General features: G+C 59.5%; 12 protein-coding genes and 1 pseudogene. 8 read left to right on the plus strand and 5 right to left on the minus strand.

All coding sequences use genetic code 11. From position 1 onward, the window contains the following. Positions 1 to 186: 186 nt before the first annotated feature. On the minus strand, positions 187 to 675 hold the full coding sequence (locus tag HUU46_12590; GenBank protein NUM54477.1) for a DUF3592 domain-containing protein: 489 nt from the start codon (positions 673 to 675) through the stop codon (positions 187 to 189). Positions 676 to 1153: 478 nt separating this feature from the next. Here HUU46_12590 and fdhA point away from each other — a divergent pair, with 478 nt between their 5' ends. From fdhA to HUU46_12610, 4 genes are all read left to right on the plus strand, one after another. After that, positions 1154 to 2341 (plus strand): formaldehyde dehydrogenase, glutathione-independent, encoded by a 1188-nt coding sequence (gene fdhA / locus HUU46_12595; GenBank protein NUM54478.1) that lies wholly within the window; start codon positions 1154 to 1156, stop codon positions 2339 to 2341. 21 nt (positions 2342 to 2362) lie between these two features. Further along, on the plus strand, positions 2363 to 2533 hold the full coding sequence (locus HUU46_12600; GenBank protein NUM54479.1) for a DUF4160 domain-containing protein: 171 nt from the start codon (positions 2363 to 2365) through the stop codon (positions 2531 to 2533). 72 nt (positions 2534 to 2605) lie between these two features. Next, positions 2606 to 2857 carry a DUF2442 domain-containing protein gene (locus HUU46_12605; protein NUM54480.1) on the plus strand — a complete coding sequence of 84 codons (252 nt, stop codon included), beginning with the start codon at positions 2606 to 2608 and terminating at the stop codon, positions 2855 to 2857. A gap of 395 nt (positions 2858 to 3252) precedes the next feature. After that, complete coding sequence (locus tag HUU46_12610) at positions 3253 to 5451, plus strand: FdhF/YdeP family oxidoreductase (GenBank protein ID NUM54481.1); 2199 nt, start codon at positions 3253 to 3255, stop codon at positions 5449 to 5451. A gap of 8 nt (positions 5452 to 5459) precedes the next feature. Here HUU46_12610 and HUU46_12615 read toward each other — a convergent pair whose 3' ends face one another. Together HUU46_12615 and HUU46_12620 are read right to left on the minus strand one after the other, a co-directional pair. Further along, complete coding sequence (locus tag HUU46_12615; GenBank protein ID NUM54482.1) at positions 5460 to 6779, minus strand: HlyC/CorC family transporter; 1320 nt, start codon at positions 6777 to 6779, stop codon at positions 5460 to 5462. Positions 6780 to 7151: 372 nt separating this feature from the next. After that, entirely contained in the window at positions 7152 to 7643 is a 492-nt protein-coding gene (locus HUU46_12620) for a DUF4189 domain-containing protein (GenBank protein ID NUM54483.1), read from the minus strand. A gap of 1465 nt (positions 7644 to 9108) precedes the next feature. Here HUU46_12620 and HUU46_12625 point away from each other — a divergent pair. From HUU46_12625 to HUU46_12640, 4 genes are all read left to right on the plus strand, one after another. Beyond that, positions 9109 to 11979, plus strand: a complete 2871-nt coding sequence (locus HUU46_12625) for a c-type cytochrome (GenBank protein ID NUM54484.1) — start codon at positions 9109 to 9111, stop codon at positions 11977 to 11979. A gap of 169 nt (positions 11980 to 12148) precedes the next feature. Beyond that, positions 12149 to 12835 (plus strand): alpha/beta hydrolase, encoded by a 687-nt coding sequence (locus HUU46_12630; protein NUM54485.1) that lies wholly within the window; start codon positions 12149 to 12151, stop codon positions 12833 to 12835. A 300-nt stretch (positions 12836 to 13135) separates the two neighbouring features. Continuing rightward, positions 13136 to 13288 carry a hypothetical protein gene (locus HUU46_12635; protein NUM54486.1) on the plus strand — a complete coding sequence of 51 codons (153 nt, stop codon included), beginning with the start codon at positions 13136 to 13138 and terminating at the stop codon, positions 13286 to 13288. A gap of 265 nt (positions 13289 to 13553) precedes the next feature. Further along, on the plus strand, positions 13554 to 13766 hold the full coding sequence (locus HUU46_12640; protein ID NUM54487.1) for a hypothetical protein: 213 nt from the start codon (positions 13554 to 13556) through the stop codon (positions 13764 to 13766). A 21-nt stretch (positions 13767 to 13787) separates the two neighbouring features. Here HUU46_12640 and HUU46_12645 read toward each other — a convergent pair whose 3' ends face one another. Both HUU46_12645 and HUU46_12650 read right to left on the minus strand, forming a co-directional pair. After that, positions 13788 to 15185 (minus strand): hypothetical protein, encoded by a 1398-nt coding sequence (locus HUU46_12645; protein NUM54488.1) that lies wholly within the window; start codon positions 15183 to 15185, stop codon positions 13788 to 13790. A 146-nt stretch (positions 15186 to 15331) separates the two neighbouring features. After that, positions 15332 to 16732, minus strand: a pseudogene (locus HUU46_12650) (hypothetical protein). Between the last annotated feature and the right edge of the window lie 378 nt (positions 16733 to 17110).

The following is a 17110-nucleotide window of genomic DNA, read 5'->3' on the forward strand; positions in this document are numbered from 1 at the left end:
CCCGCCCCCGCGGAAACGGCGACTCCGCCTGCACCGGAACCGGCGCCCACGGACGCGGCGCCCGCCCCGGCGGCGGAGTCCGCACCCGCGGAATCAGCCCCAGCGTCGCCGTAAATCTATCCTGCAAGTACACACGGGCATCGCGCAGGGCAGCGCGATGCCCGTGTTCATTTCCGCGGCGCGGCCCTACGCGCGCCACGCCGGATAGATGAGAAACGTGTACGCGCCCGCGATGCACAATCCCGCCGCGGCAAGCACGATCCACAGCGGTGACGGGCCGGAGGTGTCCGGATGCAGCGTGCTGCGCGCGGCATCGGCCGGATCGTAAAACACGATCACCTCGCGATTCGGTTCTTTCAGCTTATCGATCTCCGCCGGTGCGAGCGCGTTCGGGCTGGCGACTTCGGGCCATAACCCGTCGAATCTGCCCGTGTACTTCGCCATGCCGACGGAATACCGGTAAGTCACCTTGGCGATCGTGCGGTAATCTTGCGCGTTGTAGTGTGAGCGCGTTAATTCGCTGGACGTAATCTGGCCGCCGGTCCTTTTCCATTCGGGCTTGTACTGTTGCTGCCACCATACGGTCGCGGGAAATATCGCGAGCGCGACCACGCCAATCAGCCAGACCTCGGGCCAACCTATCTTCCGGTGTCGTCGTGAGACACGGTGCGGCATGAAATTGATTCCTCACACGACAGTATTATACAGGCGGTCCAGCATAGCTTCGCGAACGTACCGGCGTCAGCGCGTGCTCGGGCGCTCTACCTTCCGGTCGGTAACCTGTTGCCACTATACAACATCCGGCTAGCCCCCGATAGCAAATACCGGACGGTTCCCTATTGTCCCGCACCGCCTTCTTCACCACAATACAGCCAATCAATTCGTCTCTTGCTGTGGGATGCTGTTGCGTTGCCGTCCCCCTCGGCCTAGGTACTCCACCAACCGTTGCAACGCGACAGCATCCCATTTCTGGTTTCCAGCCGGGCCCTCCCCGCGAAATCCACTTGCCAAATGACGCCCTGTGCAGAATAATGGACGCAAGGGCTGTCCAGCGGAACTCCATGTAGTGCGAACCTGATCGCTGGCATTGTGCATGTTCTGTGTGTCGTCGTTTTTGGGTGGAGTCTCAATCAACACGTGGGAGAAGGTCGGTATGGCGGGAAATCGCGGAGTAGCGTACATCAAGCCGGGTGTGGTCGAAGTCCAAAAAATCGACTATCCGAAATTGGAACTCGGCAAACGCAAATGCGACCACGGGGTAATCCTCAAGGTCGTGACAACCAACATTTGCGGCAGCGATCAGCATATGGTCCGCGGCCGCACGACGGCGCCGATGGGCCTCATCCTGGGTCACGAAATCACGGGCCAGGTCGTGGAAGCCGGGCGCGACGTCGAATTCATCAAAAAGGGCGACATCTGCTCGGTGCCGTTCAACATCGCGTGCGGACGTTGCCGCAACTGCAAGGAAGGCAAGACGGGAATCTGCCTGAACGTAAACCCGGCGCGGCCCGGCGCGGCCTATGGTTACGTGGACATGGGCGGATGGGTCGGCGGTCAGGCCGAATACGTGATGGTGCCGTACGCAGATTTCAACCTGCTGAAGTTCCCGGACAAAGAACAGGCGATGGCGAAGATTAAGGACCTCACCCTGCTCTCCGATATCTTCCCCACCGGCTATCACGGCGCAGTCACCGCCGGCGTAGGGCCCGGCTCAATCGTGTACGTTGCGGGCGGAGGGCCCGTCGGCCTTGCGTGCGCGGCGTCGTGTCACTTGCTCGGCGCGGCCTGCGTAATTGTCGGCGATATGATCCCCGAACGCCTGAAGCAGGCAAAGAGCTTCGGCTGCGAAGTCATCGACTTGAAAAAGAAGGCGACGCTCGCAGAACAAATCGAACAGATCGTCGGCGTGCCCGAAGTGGACGCGGCGGTGGACTGCGTCGGCTTTGAAGCGCGGGGGCACGGGGCCGAATCGGTCGTCGAACGGCCCGCGACGGTCTTGAACAGCGTCATGGAAGTGACGCGCGCCGGTGGTGCGATCGGGATACCTGGGTTGTACGTCACCGGCGATCCGGGCGGCGTAGACGACAACGCCAAGATCGGTATGCTCGGAATTCGCATCGGCCTCGGCTGGGCGAAGTCGCACTGCTTCACCACGGGCCAGTGTCCGGTCATGAAGTACCACCGAAACCTGATGCAATGCATCCTCCGCGACAAAATCAAAATCGCGAAGGCAACCAACGTAACCATCATCTCGCTGAACGACGCCCCGAAAGGCTACAAAGACTTCGACAAGGGCGCGGCGAAAAAGTTCGTCATCGATCCGCACGGAATGGTGGCGTAAAGTAAAGCAGGGCTGTACTCCGTGCCGACCGTACTCGTTGTGAAAGGGTGGAGGCTGTTCTTCTATGCGAACGAAGGAAACGAGCCCATCCACATTCACGCGCGCAACGGCGGCACGGAGTGCAAGTTCTGGTTGAAGGTTGATGTCTTCGATATTGAGGAAGCGTGGTCACACGCAATGACCCCAAGATAGCGTCCTAATATTCGGCAAGTCATTTTCAATCTCGTCGTCGATGAGTGGGGTAATTTCCGTCGAGCATTAACGATGCAAGCCACTGCACCGATAACCGCCGTCCGAATCTCGACCGACGAGAACACGCTTACGATCGTATTGGCTGATCGGACCATTCAGATACCGTGGAGTGAATGCTCGGATAAGCTAGCCCGCGCGGGCGCGGAACAGCGGCGCGACGCCGAACTTTCTCCCGGTGGGTATGGTATCCACTGGCCGCAATTGGACGAGGATTTGTCCGTGAATGGGTTAGTCCTAGCCTACGATTCCCGAACGACTCCATAATGGCTCCCCCCTGCTTCGCAACAACCACAGAAGTCACATTTAGTCGCAGGTCCCTCACTTCTGCCGTGAGTATCGCTTCGCCGTCTGCTGCGCTGCGCGCAACTCGCCGCTCGCATTGCGCCGACGCGCTTTGCATCGGGTCGATTGCGTACCTCGCTTCTCATGTTGCGGCTATACAATCGAACTCTCTCTCAGACGTTGTCATAAGAGATAACCTCGTTTGGCGTGTAGAGACCGATTGGCCCGTATTCATGCTTCCTCCGGTGAGGCCTTCGAAGATTCTACCCTGATTTTATCGGAACCCGGTATAATGCATATTCGTATCGGCGGTACTCCGGGACTTTCGGTCAGTCCGGGTACTCATTCGCCCCAATGCTGCGACTCCGGAGTGAACTATGTCCGACAGTTGTTCCGCGCGAAAAATGCCGAAGTCCGCGGGAGGGTGGGCTTCCCTAGTCTACGCGATGCGCAAGGCTCGGCAGGTGGGCGGCGTAGCGCGCCTGTATCGCGCGCTCCGCGCGAAGAACGCCTGCAAGACCTGCGCGCTCGGAATGGGTGGCCAGCTAGGCGGCATGGTGAACGAGGCAGGGCATTTCCCCGAGGTCTGTAAAAAATCCATCCAGGCGATGGCCGCCGACATGCAGGGCCGCATACCGGATGAGTTCTTTACTACCTTCGATCTCCGGACCATGCAGGGGTTTACCCCGCGCGAATTAGAGGCTGCGGGCCGCATCGTCGACCCGCTGATTGCGGCGCATGGGGAAACGCATTACAGGAAGATTTCCTGGGACGACGCACTCGACAAGATCGCCGCAAAACTGAAATCGGCCCCGCCGGACGAAACCTTCTTTTACTTCAGCGGGCGTTCGTCTAACGAAGCCGGTTTCCTCCTGAATCTCTTCGCGCGCGTCTACGGCACGAACAACGTCAACAACTGTTCGTACTATTGCCACCAAGCCTCCGGTGTCGGCCTGAGCAGCATCTACGGCTCCGGCACCGCGAGTATCGTGCTTGACGACATCGAACACTGCGACACACTGTTCCTCGTCGGCGCAAACCCCGCGTCGAACCACCCAAGGCTGATGAGCACGATCTTGCGCCTGAAAAGGCGCGGTGGAAAAGTTATCGTCGTCAACCCCATTCGCGAACTCGGACTTGTGAATTTCAGTGTTCCATCGAGTGTGCGCAGTATGATGTTTGGCACGCGCATCGCCGATATCTACGTGCAACCGCATATCGGCGGCGACATCGCCTTCTTCATCGGCGTTGCCAAAGCGCTGCTCGAGCGCGGCGTGGTCGATCGGGACTTCATCGCGAACGCAACCGACGGTTGGGAACCGTTCGAGCGCCATCTGAATTCTGTCACGTGGGACGAAATCATCCAACAGTCCGGCGTTAATCGCACGGCCATCGATCGCGTGACCGATGCGTATGCGGCATCGAAGGGCGCGGTGTTTGCCTGGGCAATGGGCGTCACCCACCACGCGCACGGCGTGCAGAACGTTCAGGCCATTGGCAACGTCGCGCTCATGCGCGGCATGCTCGGGCGCAGGTACGCGGGCCTCCTCCCCATTCGTGGACACAGCAATGTGCAAGGCATCGGCTCGATGGGCGTTACGCCGAAACTGAAGGCGGAAGTGCTCAAGAAACTTGAAGAGCGGTTCGGCGTGTCGCTGCCGACACGGCCCGGACAGGACACCATGGGCAGCATGATCGACGCGTCGCAGGGCAAGGTGCGCGTGGCGTTCTGTATCGGCGGAAACCTCTACGGATCGAACCCGGATGCGAACTTCGCTGCGGACGCGTTGAGCAGGATCGACCTCGTCGTGTACATGAACACGACGTTGAATACCGGCCACGCGATGGGCCTCGGCAAGGAGACCATCATCCTCCCCGTCCTCGCGCGCGACGAGGAGCGCCAGTCGACCACGCAGGAGTCGATGTTCAACTACGTGCGCCTCAGCGATGGCGGCCCCGTGCGCCACGTGGGGCCGCGGAGCGAAGTTGAGGTCGTGGCCGGGATCGCGAAACGCGTCTTTGGCGAGTCGTCGCCCGTCGATTGGCGCAAGATGGAGGAGCACAACGCTATTCGCGAGGCCATCGCCGCGATCATCCCGGGATATCGGGAAATCGAAGCGGTCGACAAAACGAAACAGGAATTCCAGCTTGCCGGGCGAACGTTCCACGCACCGAAGTTCGCCACGCCAAGCGGCAAGGCCAACTTTCACACAGTTCCCATACCGAAGTTAAAGGGGAACGGGAACGGTTCGTTGCGACTCATGACGTTGCGCAGCGAGGGCCAGTTCAACACCGTGGTCTACGAAGACGAAGACTACTACCGCGGACAGGAACGCCGAGATGTCATCCTACTCAACAAGGGCGACATCGAATCCCTCGGCGTGAAAGAGAACGACACGGTTACGGTGCGTTCGTCGTGCGGCGCGTTGCAGAACGTCGTTGTCCGCGCGTTCGACATCCGCGCCGGAAACGCGGCGATGTACTACCCGGAAGCGAACGTACTCGTCCCGCGCGATATCGATCCCGCATCGAAAACGCCCGCCTTCAAAAGCATTGAGATTCGCATCGAACGTTGACGCCCGGCCTACTCTTCCGGCTCTTCCTGCTGCGGCGCGCGCCCGATCAACAGCTTGTCCACCCTGTGGCGATCCATGTCAATTACCTCGAACTGGAAATCCTGGTAGCGAAACTGTTCGCCCTCGTTCGGAATTCGGCCAAGACGTTTCATGACCAGACCCGCAAGCGTCTGCACGTCCTCCGCGTCTTCGTCCGACACCACGAGGCCGGGAAGGATTTCCTGCAAACGGTCGATCGACACGAGCCCGTCTACCAACCACGTGCCGTCCGCTCGCTGTTTGCAGTCCGGTCGAAGGCGCTCCTCGCGCGACGGAAAATCGCCGAGTATCGCCTCCATCACGTCGTTCAAAGCGACAAGGCCGTCGATGCCGCCGAACTCGTCAACGACTAGCGCGATGTGTTTTCCTGTTCGGCGAAACGTATCGAGGAGTTGCATGACAGGCTGCGTCGCCGGCACGACCAACGGATCGGTCATCAGGTCCGGAATGCGCGCGGGCAGGCCCGCCGCAAGGTTTGCGTAGAGCGCCTTGATCGACACAATCCCCACAATATTGTCGCGCGTGCCTTCGTACACAGGGAAAAAGGTGTGGCCGCTGACGGCGATTTTGTGCCAGACCGCTTCGTGGGGCTCGTTCTTGTCCAGCCACGTGATCTTGATGCGCGGCGTCATGATGTCTTCGACCGTCAACTGATCGAGCTCGAGGGCGCTGTGTACTATCTCGCTTTCGACTTCGTTGAAGGCGCCGGAGCGAAGTCCCTCCTGCATGAGCAGTCGAATTTCCTCTTCCGTAACCGCCGTCTCCGCGCTCGGCTTGAAGGGGAGCACGTACAACAGCGCGTCCGTCGACGCGCTAAGTAATCTTACTCCGGGCGAAGCGATCTTCGAGAGCAGTTTCATTGGCACCGCAACGCGCGATGCAATGCCCTCGGGGTTGCCGAGTGCGATGCGCTTGGGCACAAGCTCACCGATCACGAGCGAGAAGTAGGTGATGCAAATCACCACAATGCCCAATCCGATCGACTCTCCATACGGCGCAAGCACGGGTATCGACTGCAACCAGTCGTCAATGATTTCGGCAATCGTAGCACCGCCGAACGCGCCCGCAAAAATGCCGACAAGTGTGATGCCCACCTGAACGGTCGCGAGAAACTGGCTCGGCGATTCGGACAACTCCAGCGCCACCTTCGAGCCGGAACTCCCCTGGTCGGCCATCTGCCTCAGCCGCGCTTTCCGCGCCGACACCACGGCGATCTCCGTCATCGCGAAAACCCCGTTAATCAGCAAAAGCAGAAATACAATTACAATCTCGAACCAGATTTCACCCATGCGCGCATATTAGCAGCATTCGTACCGCGCTGCACGCGGGCCGACCTGACGCGGCGCGACGGCGAGGATGCCGAGCGATATCGCGCCAACGGAGTGCGAGCGCAAGAGCCGATCGACCGGGAAAAGAAATCCGGTCGCGCTGGTCAGCGCGGTTGTCGCGAGAAACCGTGCCGTCCACGTTCCATCCGGCCAGGGTATGCGCCGGGCAACATCGGTTGCTCTGCAATTAATTCCGTCGGCCCGCTGGGCTCGTTCGCACGTTAAAGGAGTAACCAACCTACACGCACATTTCGAGCGCACGGTAAGTAACATAGCGTGCTCGAAGGGCAACTGACGGTACGCACATCGGCAAAATGTCGTAGCGCGACCTGCTTATTCGCCCAGCGAAACCGCTCTCCCGGTACGCCGCTTGTTGCCTCGCTTTACGCCATTCTTTCCAGGATCGTGCACCGTGTCGATAAGTTGGCAGTTCGTGCCGCCGCTGATCTGGCAGAACTCTTTGGCCCGTTTCTTCGCCTTCTTCTTCTTGTTGTAGCCCAGCGAGGCGCCAATTTTCAGTCCGCCCGCGCCGTTATCCGATATGTACACCGCGCCGTAACCGGGTGTGAAGGTAGAACTGAGATCGTTAACGAGACTTGGGTTCGCGCCGTTGTTCTCGCAATCTGTCCGCGCTTTCTGTTTCGCTTTGTTGACCGTCGATGCCACGCCTTTGCCGACAATTCCCGTTCCGCTTTCATACGCCCACGCACTCGCTGCCCATACCTGCGCATCGGCGAAACAACATGCAATGACAATGGCGGCAAAGCGCCGCCAATAGCCGCACGCGCGTCGTATCGATAACAGCCGGAACCCCTTGTGCGTCATGACACCTCCAAATTCTGTTTCGAGTTATTCCGCCGCCCAAACCGAATACGTGAGAGGGCGGCCCTTACGTTTCTGGCCCCGTTTCGCCGAACCGCGCAACACATCGACCACCTGGCAATCGATCTCGCCAACGTCTTCTTCGCAGAATTGAATTGCTTTCCGTTTGGCCCTCCCCTCGGCCTTGTAACCCAAGACGCCGCCGAGTTGCACCTCATCTCCCCGCGCGGCAGCGCCGTGACCGGGAACGGTGCCGGAAAACTAACACGGGGTGTACGCTGGGTTCCCGCCGTTCTGCGCACAGTCCTTCCGCGCCGTCTGTTTGGCTTTTCCTTCCGTGTCTTTCACACCATGGCCCACGATCCGCGAAACACTATCAATTGCGAACGCGGCGTCGGCCCAAGCCTGCGTCGCGCCCACCGCGATAGCGGCGGCTACGGCACATGCACACGTCATGTATCGCACAGGTTCGCTACGGGATTGCGGCAGGAACAAAATGTACGCGCCACAGTTGTCACACAAAACAGCCCAAGGATTGACCACGCACCCAGCGCGCGCGATTGTAAGCTCGCCCGAACCATCGGTCAACACAACCTCTTCAGACCATCTGCTGTGAGTTGGGCAGTTCTTTGGGCCGACATTTCTCCTCACGACCAGGCACCGCCTCGCCCATCGTTGCCAAGCTCCACTTTTCACAAGCGTCTTCACGGCCATTCCATACGTGAATCGGACTAATAGTTTGTCTACTTTACATATATTATCTTATTATTAGTTTTATAATTTAACTTGCTATATTGTCACTTAAATATGGGTCGTTTCGCATGCGGATTCAACTACCAAGTGCACGGCATGCTTCCCTGTAGACTTCTCGGGGAGTTCGATTGTTGTGTTTCTTTCTTGGACGGTCGTTAAGGCGTTACAGGATTTCGTCGAGCTGCAAAATGCCGCCATGCCGTCCGAACTGTCCGCGCGAACTGCACGACTCACATTCGATCACGTGAATCCGTGCCCGTATCTCGAACCGCCGCGCCGAGAAAACCGTGCGAAACCAAGTATCCGATAGACCCGGCAGACCCGATAGACCCAACTCCCGTTCCCTCCGGAACCCGGTACCCGAATCCCGCCGTAATCTGGTGGTGGCTACGCCGCACCGAGTGGTTGGTGGCCGAGCGTTCCGCGGCCCGCGGCGCGGCAGTCCGCCTCCTTCACCCATTCGCACCTTCACACATCACACCTTTATTCGCGCTCCGTCCCATTCTGTCAACCAAACCACCCTCGTCTCGCAAACCCGGCACAGCTCATGTCGACCCACGCGCCCGCGCTCGAGTGCAACACCCTGGGCATAGTAGTAGGTATGGCTTCCTCGCAACGTCTTTGCCCAGTGCCGTTCCGATTTGAAATCGTGCCGTGCATCAGGGATTCTGCCCGCAATGTCCCTACCCTCGCGGAAACGAATGAAAGGGCTGCAATGACGGTGCAGGCAAGGTTCCAGGTTTTCACGTGCTTGATTTGCGCGGCGACGGCTGTTGCCGACCAGACCGCGCCCATTCCCGCGCGCGACGCGCTTGGCATGTTTCGCGTGCCGGACGACGTGCGCGTCGAACTGGTCGCGGCGGAGCCGGACGTGATCGATCCCGTGGCGCTTTGCTTTGACGAGCGCGGACGCATGTTTGTAGTCGAAAATCGGGGTTATCCCACCGACGATTCGGGCAAGGGCGTCATCGCGATGCTCGAGGACCCCGACGGCGACGGCTATTACGAGAAGCGGACGGTTTTTGCCGACGGTTTCGATTTTCCCAACGGCGTGATGCCGTGGAAAGGCGGCATCATCGTTACGTGCGCGCCCGACCTGCTCTATCTCAAGGACGTGGATGGCGACGGGCGGGCGGACACACGGGAGGTGTTGCTCACGGGTTTCGCGCCTGGCGGTTCGACGCAACTGCGCGTGAGCCATCCGATGCTCGGCATCGATAACTGGATTTATCTCACCAACGGCCTGAGCGGCGGCGAGATTGCCAATCCGTCCAAACCCGAATTGCCTCCAGTCAAAATGGGTTCTCTGGACGGCCGCTACAACCCGCTAACCGGCGTCTTCGAAACGACTGCCGGGCAAGCACAATTCGGCCAAGCCTTCGACGATCTTGGGAACAAGTACGTGTGCAGTAACCGCAAACACATCGAGCACATCGTGCTGCAACCCGGCGATCTGGCGCGCAATCCCCACGCGAACCTGTCGCAAACGGTCGCGCAGATTCCCGATCACGGCGAAGCGGGCCGCATCTTCGCGTTGAACGAGGCGCGCACAACGGCCTACGCGCATGCCGGCACGTTCACCGCGGCCTGCGGCATCGTCATATACCGCGGCGACGCGATGCCCGCCTATCTCGGCAACGCGTTCGTGTGCGACCCGACCGCCGCCCTGATTCACCGCGACATCCTGGAACCGCACGGCGCGACATTCATCGCGAAGCGCGGCGAGGAGAACAAGGACTTTCTCGCCACGCCCGACAATTGGTGCCGACCTGTGTTTCTCGCGAACGGTCCCGATGGCGCGCTGTACATGTGCGACATGTACCGCGCGACGATCGAACATCCCGTTTATCTGCCGGAGGAAATTCGCGGTTTTGCGGATTTCGAAGGTGGAAAAGACTGCGGCCGCATCTATCGCATCATTGGCAAGGATGTGAAGCGAGATAGTCAAACGGTGGACGAAACCAGGTTCGTCCATCAACTCGACTCCGGCAACGGGTGGGTTTCGGATACTGCGCAACGCTTACTCCTGGAAAAAGGAGACCTTTCGCCGCTGGCGTTCACGGACGCGCGCCCCGGGCCAGCGCGATTGATCAAGACGTTGTACCTTGAACAGAGTTTGGGGAAACCCGGCGAAAGTCTGTTTGCGAATGTACGGAGCCCCTTCCCTTGGGTTCGCGAACATGCACTCCGCGTCGCACGAACGAGCGTGAATGACCGCGCAAAATTGGCCGACCTCGCCCTGCCGCTCATTCACGACCCGGATGCGCGCGTGCGCTTCGTTGCAGCGCTGGCGCTGGGCGACGCGCAAGACCCGCGGGGGACAGTGGCGCTCGCGGAATTCGCCGCGCGCGCCATCGATGATGAATGGAACACCGCCGCGGCCTTCAGTAGCGCCGCGTATGACTTTGGCACATTCGCGACGGAATGTATGAAACACGTCGACAAGAACTCCGCTTCGTTGCCCGCATTTGCTGAGTCCCTCGCGCAAACGCTCGCTGCGGCGCAATCGCTCGACGCAACACGCGCATTCCTAGAAACTGTGTACTCCAACGATGAGCAAGCTAAGCCATGGCAGGTCGCGGCATTGCGCGGCGCATTACAGGGCTCGCTGAAAAACAATGCGTTTGACGCAAGTCTTTCCGCTCTGGAACGCATCAACACGTGCGCGGGCGGCAACGCCGCGTTGACGCATCGAATCGCCGGCGCAATCGAGAACGCCAAGAAACTCGCCGGTGACGCAACGGTGAAGGAAGAGGTGCGTGTGCATGCCGTGGCGCTGCTCGGCTACACCAACTTTGAAGCGTCGGGCGCCCTGCTCGGAGAACTCGTCGGCCCCATTGCGCCACCGGAAGTCCAACTTGCGGCGGTACAGGCGCTCGCGCGCATGCACGACGATCGCGTCGCGCAATTCCTCGCGTCGGACGCGTGGGGCGGCTTCACCGCGCCAGTCCGCAGCGCGGCGGCAAGTGCGCTGCTTGCGACGCCTCAACGGACGCTCGCGTTGCTCGATGGAATCGAACGCGGCGCAATTCCCGCGTGGATCATCGACCCGGGAACACGCGGAAATCTACAAGAACACCGCGACGAGGCGATTAGGACAAAAGCGCGTGCGTTGTTCGCTGAAGTGAAGTCTGTCGACCGCAAGAAGGTGTACGAAGAATACAAAGACAGTCTGGAACTCGCGCCGAAATCCTCGTCCGGCGCGCAGGTGTACAAGGACCTCTGCGCGCAGTGTCACGTATTCAACGGCACGGGTTTTGCCGTCGGGCCGGACTTGACGAGTATACGCAGCCAGCCAAACGAAGCGATCCTGATGCACATCCTGATGCCGAACTGGATATTGGAGCAGGGATTCGAGAATTACACGATCGAAACCGCGGATCTGGAAACCTATTCCGGCATCATCAAAGCGCAGGACGAATCGAGCATCACGCTGAAGTGTCCGCAGGGAATCGAAAAGACCATCGCGCGCGCGGACATCTCGAGCATCAAGACGGCGAGCAAGTCCCTCATGCCCGAGGAACTGGAAAAGGGTATGACGAAACAGCAGCTTCGCGACCTAATCGGCTACCTGAAGGGCGAATGACCGGGACCAAGGCAAGTGATGTGATATGCGTTTCCACGCGCTAAATATGATGCTTGTGCTGCTGGTTTCGGCGTGCGCGACCAATTCGGATGGAAGCCGGGCTTCGAGCACGAAGGACTTCGTGCCCGGTGAGGTCCGTACACAGGATGGTGCGAGGATAGCCTATTACGTGCGGGAAGGAAGGGGCCCGTGCATCGTGTTGATCCCCGGCAGTTGGGGCGATTGGCGCGTTTACGACCGCGTAGTCGAACGGCTGCCGGAGGAATTCCAAATCGTCATTGTCGAATTGCGTGGGCACGGACGCAGTCAGCCGCCTACGCTCGATGGATCTATCGAGTCGTTCGCCGACGACGTACGGCGCGTGACCGATGCGCTGAGGCTTCCCCATTACTTCGTCGGCGGGCACAGCATCGGCGGAATGGTTGCCATCGAAATCGCTGGACGCAATCCCAACGAACTCGACGGCGTGATCAGCATAGAAGGCTGGACGCACCACACCGTCGTGAAGAACGCGTTCGGCACGAGTCCTATCGAGCCGTCAAGCGCGGCGAAGAAAGCACTAATCGCGGCGGACCGCGAGCGTGTGCAACGTAACTTGACCGAGGAACAAATCAAGGCCTTCGGAGCGATCTGGCGCCGCTGGAATGGGCGCGCGATCCTGGACACGACGCCCCTGCCAGTTCTGGAAATCTGGGGAGATCGTAGCGCGCCGCGGCCGACGCTGGACGCTCTCCAAATTCCCGATCGCTCGAACATTGAACTCGTTTGGGTCGCCAATGCGTCGCACTATCTCCTGGTTGAAGACCCGGAAGCAGTCGCCAACGCCATTACCACGTTTATCCACCGGCGCCGTTAGCCGCAACCAACCTCCCCGCTCGAAGCATCCGGTTGATCGGCGTTGTGATTGACCCACATGTACAAAGTTGTACGGGAACGTAGTAATCTATTGACAAATTCGTCCATTAGTACAATTTTGTTCTCAGCTCAAGCATAGGCTAAGTTCGCTGTAACACATTGCAAATAAATATGTTATATGCGATTCAATATTCTTGGCACACCCATTGCTCTACAGGAAATTACCGCGCCGGTTGATGCGGTGAAGGGAAACGGCGCGGCAGTGACTCTCGGGGAAGAGAGTAGGAAGGAGCCAAGACCAATGCTCGGTGAGTTGAAGACGAAGTCAGTGATTGCCAAGTGGTACTTGACCAAGTTTCGTGGACTTAAAGTGGCCTATCGTGTCGTTGTGCCGCAGTTCGTAATCCTCGGCATGGTCATCTACACGACGGCCTGGGTCATCGTCCCGGCATAAAGGAAGCCTACCAATGCGGCGCAAGCCGCAGTTGATACAACCCGCACCACCCGCACCTTAACCCACCCACGCCACCGTCGACCCACCCCGACGGTGGCCACCTCTTTTCATGGTGGAAACCCGACGTCTCCGACCCCGTTCGCTTCCGTCAAGCTGCTCACTCGTTTGTCAGGCCCGCCGACACCCCCTCCTTCCTGATATAATTCAGTGTGAATAGCGTTGCCGGTTTGGAAGCCGGCAGTCCGATGGCGTGGAGGACGAAGCTATGAGTACTCAAGTCATTGGGTTGCGCGTGGCGGCGGTGATATTCGGTCTGGTCTGCCTTGCGCAATTCATACGGTTTATTTCGGGGACAAGCGTGATTGTCGCGAGTCACGCTTTGCCCCTGTGGCCGAGTGCAGTTGCAGCCGTGGTCGCCGGCGGGCTGTGCATCTGGCTTTGGTCGCTTACCGTCGGCGGAGGCCGGCACCAGCATTAAGCGCTGGCGAGTGCACAGTCATTACGGGGCTGTGAACACCGCCATGTTTCCCAGCACGACCCGCACCAAAATGGCCGCGTATTCGCAGTAACCCGCGGGGCCGATGGTGGCTACCTTCCAGTCGGGCACGGGGAAGTAGCGCTCGTACCACCACCAGTCGTCCTGTTTGCCCCGTTCGCAGACTTTTCGGACGCCTTCCACGATGCGTTTCGTTTCGCCCATCGCTTTGCACGCCATGGCTTCGAGATACCATACGCGGCCCATCGCGGCCACGTCCTTAAAGTCCCCCGCGCCGTTGTGAAAGGTCAGCGGTTCGGGCAGTTCCCAATCGCGGTACGAATACGGTTTCGTTACGAGTTGCGTTGGCATGTCGCCGTGCCAGAATTCCTTCTCCGCCATGAGCAATGGCCACACGGCCTTTTTCTGTTCGCCGGTAGCAACGTCGCACGCGATGGCCGCCCAGTTCACGTCGGTCAGGCCGTGCAAATCGACAAGGCCGTGATCGGGATGGACGTATTCCGCGAAGTGATCGTCCTTCCAGAATACGGAGCGAAACGTTTCCGCATGCCGGTCCGCGAGGTCGCGCCATTCGCGTTCCTTGTCGGCATTGCCCAGGGCGGCGTGAAGTTTTGAAAGAATGCGGAACGATTTCACCGCGTAGCATTGTGTTACGCCATCCCACTGGTTGCGCGGCGGCAGTTCGAGGTAGAAACCCGCGCCACCGAACAGGCCGTTCTCTCCGCGGCGTGCGAGGACGTAGCGGCCTGCGTTGTCGATCGAATCGATGCGATCGGCGAGCCATTCATTTGACGGTTCGTCCGCGTAGATTTCGTCCGCGGTAAGGATGTAGCTCAGCGTGCCGAGCAGGCCGAGCGGATTCACTTTCGGTTGCCAGTGGCTGAACAGGCCGATCCATTTGCGCGCGGACCGATTGCTGTGCGCGGGTTGCCCATCGCGTTCCGGCGGCGTGTAGGCGTATACGTCTTCCGGGTAGCGCATGCCCTGAAGGTGCGTCGTAAGCCCCGGCGGAGGCGTTTCGGCGGGGAAAATCGCGAAGGGAACGTTGCCGTCCCTACGCTGCGACGCGCGCACAAAATCGAAGTAGTCCAGCACCATGCGCCGCTTGCCGAGGAGCAAGTACGCGCCGGCCAACTCCCAGCTATCGAGGCCCGGCCACGTGTTCTCCGCGCCGTACACGCGTCCGTCGGCGGTGACGCTGAAATGGCCGGGATACGCGCGTTCCGCCGCCGCGGGAACGAGCGTCTTGTCGATGGCCATCTTCACGCCGGTGCGAATCGTGTCATCGGCGATCGAATCGAGCGAGATGGCCAACTTGTCTTGCGCTGTTTCAGCCTTCGCCCGGACACCCTGCAACGCCGCCGCCACCGCGGCTGTCTGAAGAAACGCTCGCCGGTCCACGCGCTATCTCCTTAACTAGGGACAGTCACCTGTTATTTGAAGGACCTAAACGACGAAAGGGACGCAAACGACCGCGCGAAACTCGCCGATCGTCGTCCGAGTACTGCAGAGGTCCACATCGTTGGGTCATGCGACTAACGAACACGCTATTCATCAGCGAACACGAACGAATAGAGTTTCGTCCGAATCATTTTGAAGAAGATTCTAACAGGTTTTCCGGCGAGCGCTGACACATCCGGATTGCCTTTCCAGTATACCGTCTGATCGATGAAGTTTCCGCCGATTTCTTCGCAGTCGGCCAGTGAGTATCCGGGTATCGCGTTTCCCTCCGCGTCACGCAGTTCAACAAACGCGGCGCCCATCGCTCCCGAGTCGATATTGAGCCGCAGGCGGTTTCCCGAAAACGTGAGCAACGGCGTTTCGAGCCAGCCGCCCTTGTGGTCGGCGTCGGCGGAGACGAAGCCGTCGACGCGCTGCTTCAGCAGTCCGATGCCGCCGAGGTCGGTGACGTAATCGTATTCCGGGCGCAGCACGACGGAATCGTGGGTGCGGCCGCTGGACATGTAGTACTGGTAGAGGTAGTTGCCGCGCTTCACGTAACCCGGACACATCACGTTCAGCCAGCGGTCCCACTCGTCGGCGAGTCCCATCGGAAAATACGGCTCGCGGCTGGGACGCGTCCACGTGATGCCGTCGCGGCTGACCGCAAGTTGGATTTCGAGCAGCCCGAAGTCTTCCCAGGTATTCGGTTGGCGCGGACGAATGAACGGCTGGCTCGCGGGATAAAAGTGGCGGAATTGCGCCGTGAACATGAGGTAGACATCCATGGCTTCCGAGTACAGCGTCGCCGCGTTGTAATAAATGTCCGAGAAGGGATTGTCCTCGGCGTCGGCCTGCAGTACGACGTTCGTGTTTGCCGGGCGAAAAAACATGTTGTCTTCCGCCGTCTTCGTGTACGGCCACGGCTTCAACACGTCGTCCGTCTCTATGCGCGCGATACGGCGCTAGTTTTCCGAGTCCCGCTCGAACGCGCGCAGGTAGATAACGTACTTATTGATGCGCGGGTCCCACCAGACTACCTGTGGGTTGTCTGAAAAGAACGGCAACACGCGCCCGGCTTTCGTGAAATTCAACCCGTCGGCGGAATAGCTTGCGTATACGCCCTCCGTATCCGGATCGAATTGGGCCGGTGACTTGGTTTGAACCCCGAACAATTTGTACCGCCGCGCGGGGTCGGGGTCGTGATCGTCCTTGAACACGGTGCCGAGAATGCCGGAGGGAATCGTTCCCGCGCGCTTGAATCGCATGCCGTCCGTGCTTTCGAGGACCGTCAGCGCGCTCTCCGCGCCGATGTACAGCTTGATCGCGCCGTTGTCGTCGATCACCCGGCTCACGTGGTCGCGAAAAACGTTGCCGTTCTCGTCCTGAATGCGCCCCATCTTCTGCGCGGGGTTCATGCGCAGTTCAATGTTCTCGCTCTTCGCGACGAAACGGGTGTCGATGAAGAGTTGCTTGTTCGCGGCGATGTCGATGATCGGCTGGGCAATTGACGGGACGTTTACAAGAGTTAACGCAAAGATTAGGCTCCTGCAAGATGACATAGCTACACCTCAATTGTCTGTAATGCGCTGAATTGGATATGTGTGCGTGCGCAAGCGTCACGTCTAAACGCCGGGAATCGTCGGATGGCCGTTGGGAAGGTGCGTTGTTTCCGGAGGCCAGACCGCCCCGACCTTGTATCTCGGCCAGATGACATGCAAGAGCGCCCCCGGTAGGCCGTCGGTATCTGAATCTGCCCGCACGATAAATCGCGCGCCATCATCGAGTACGACAAGTATGTCGTACGCGAGTACCATGTCCACCAAGACTCTTGTGGATTCTGGTTTGCCATACTGACCTTTCTGGTCTTGGGCAACCCACCGCCT

Source organism: Candidatus Hydrogenedentota bacterium (assembly GCA_013359265.1).
GTDB lineage: Bacteria > Hydrogenedentota > Hydrogenedentia > Hydrogenedentales > SLHB01 > JABWCD01.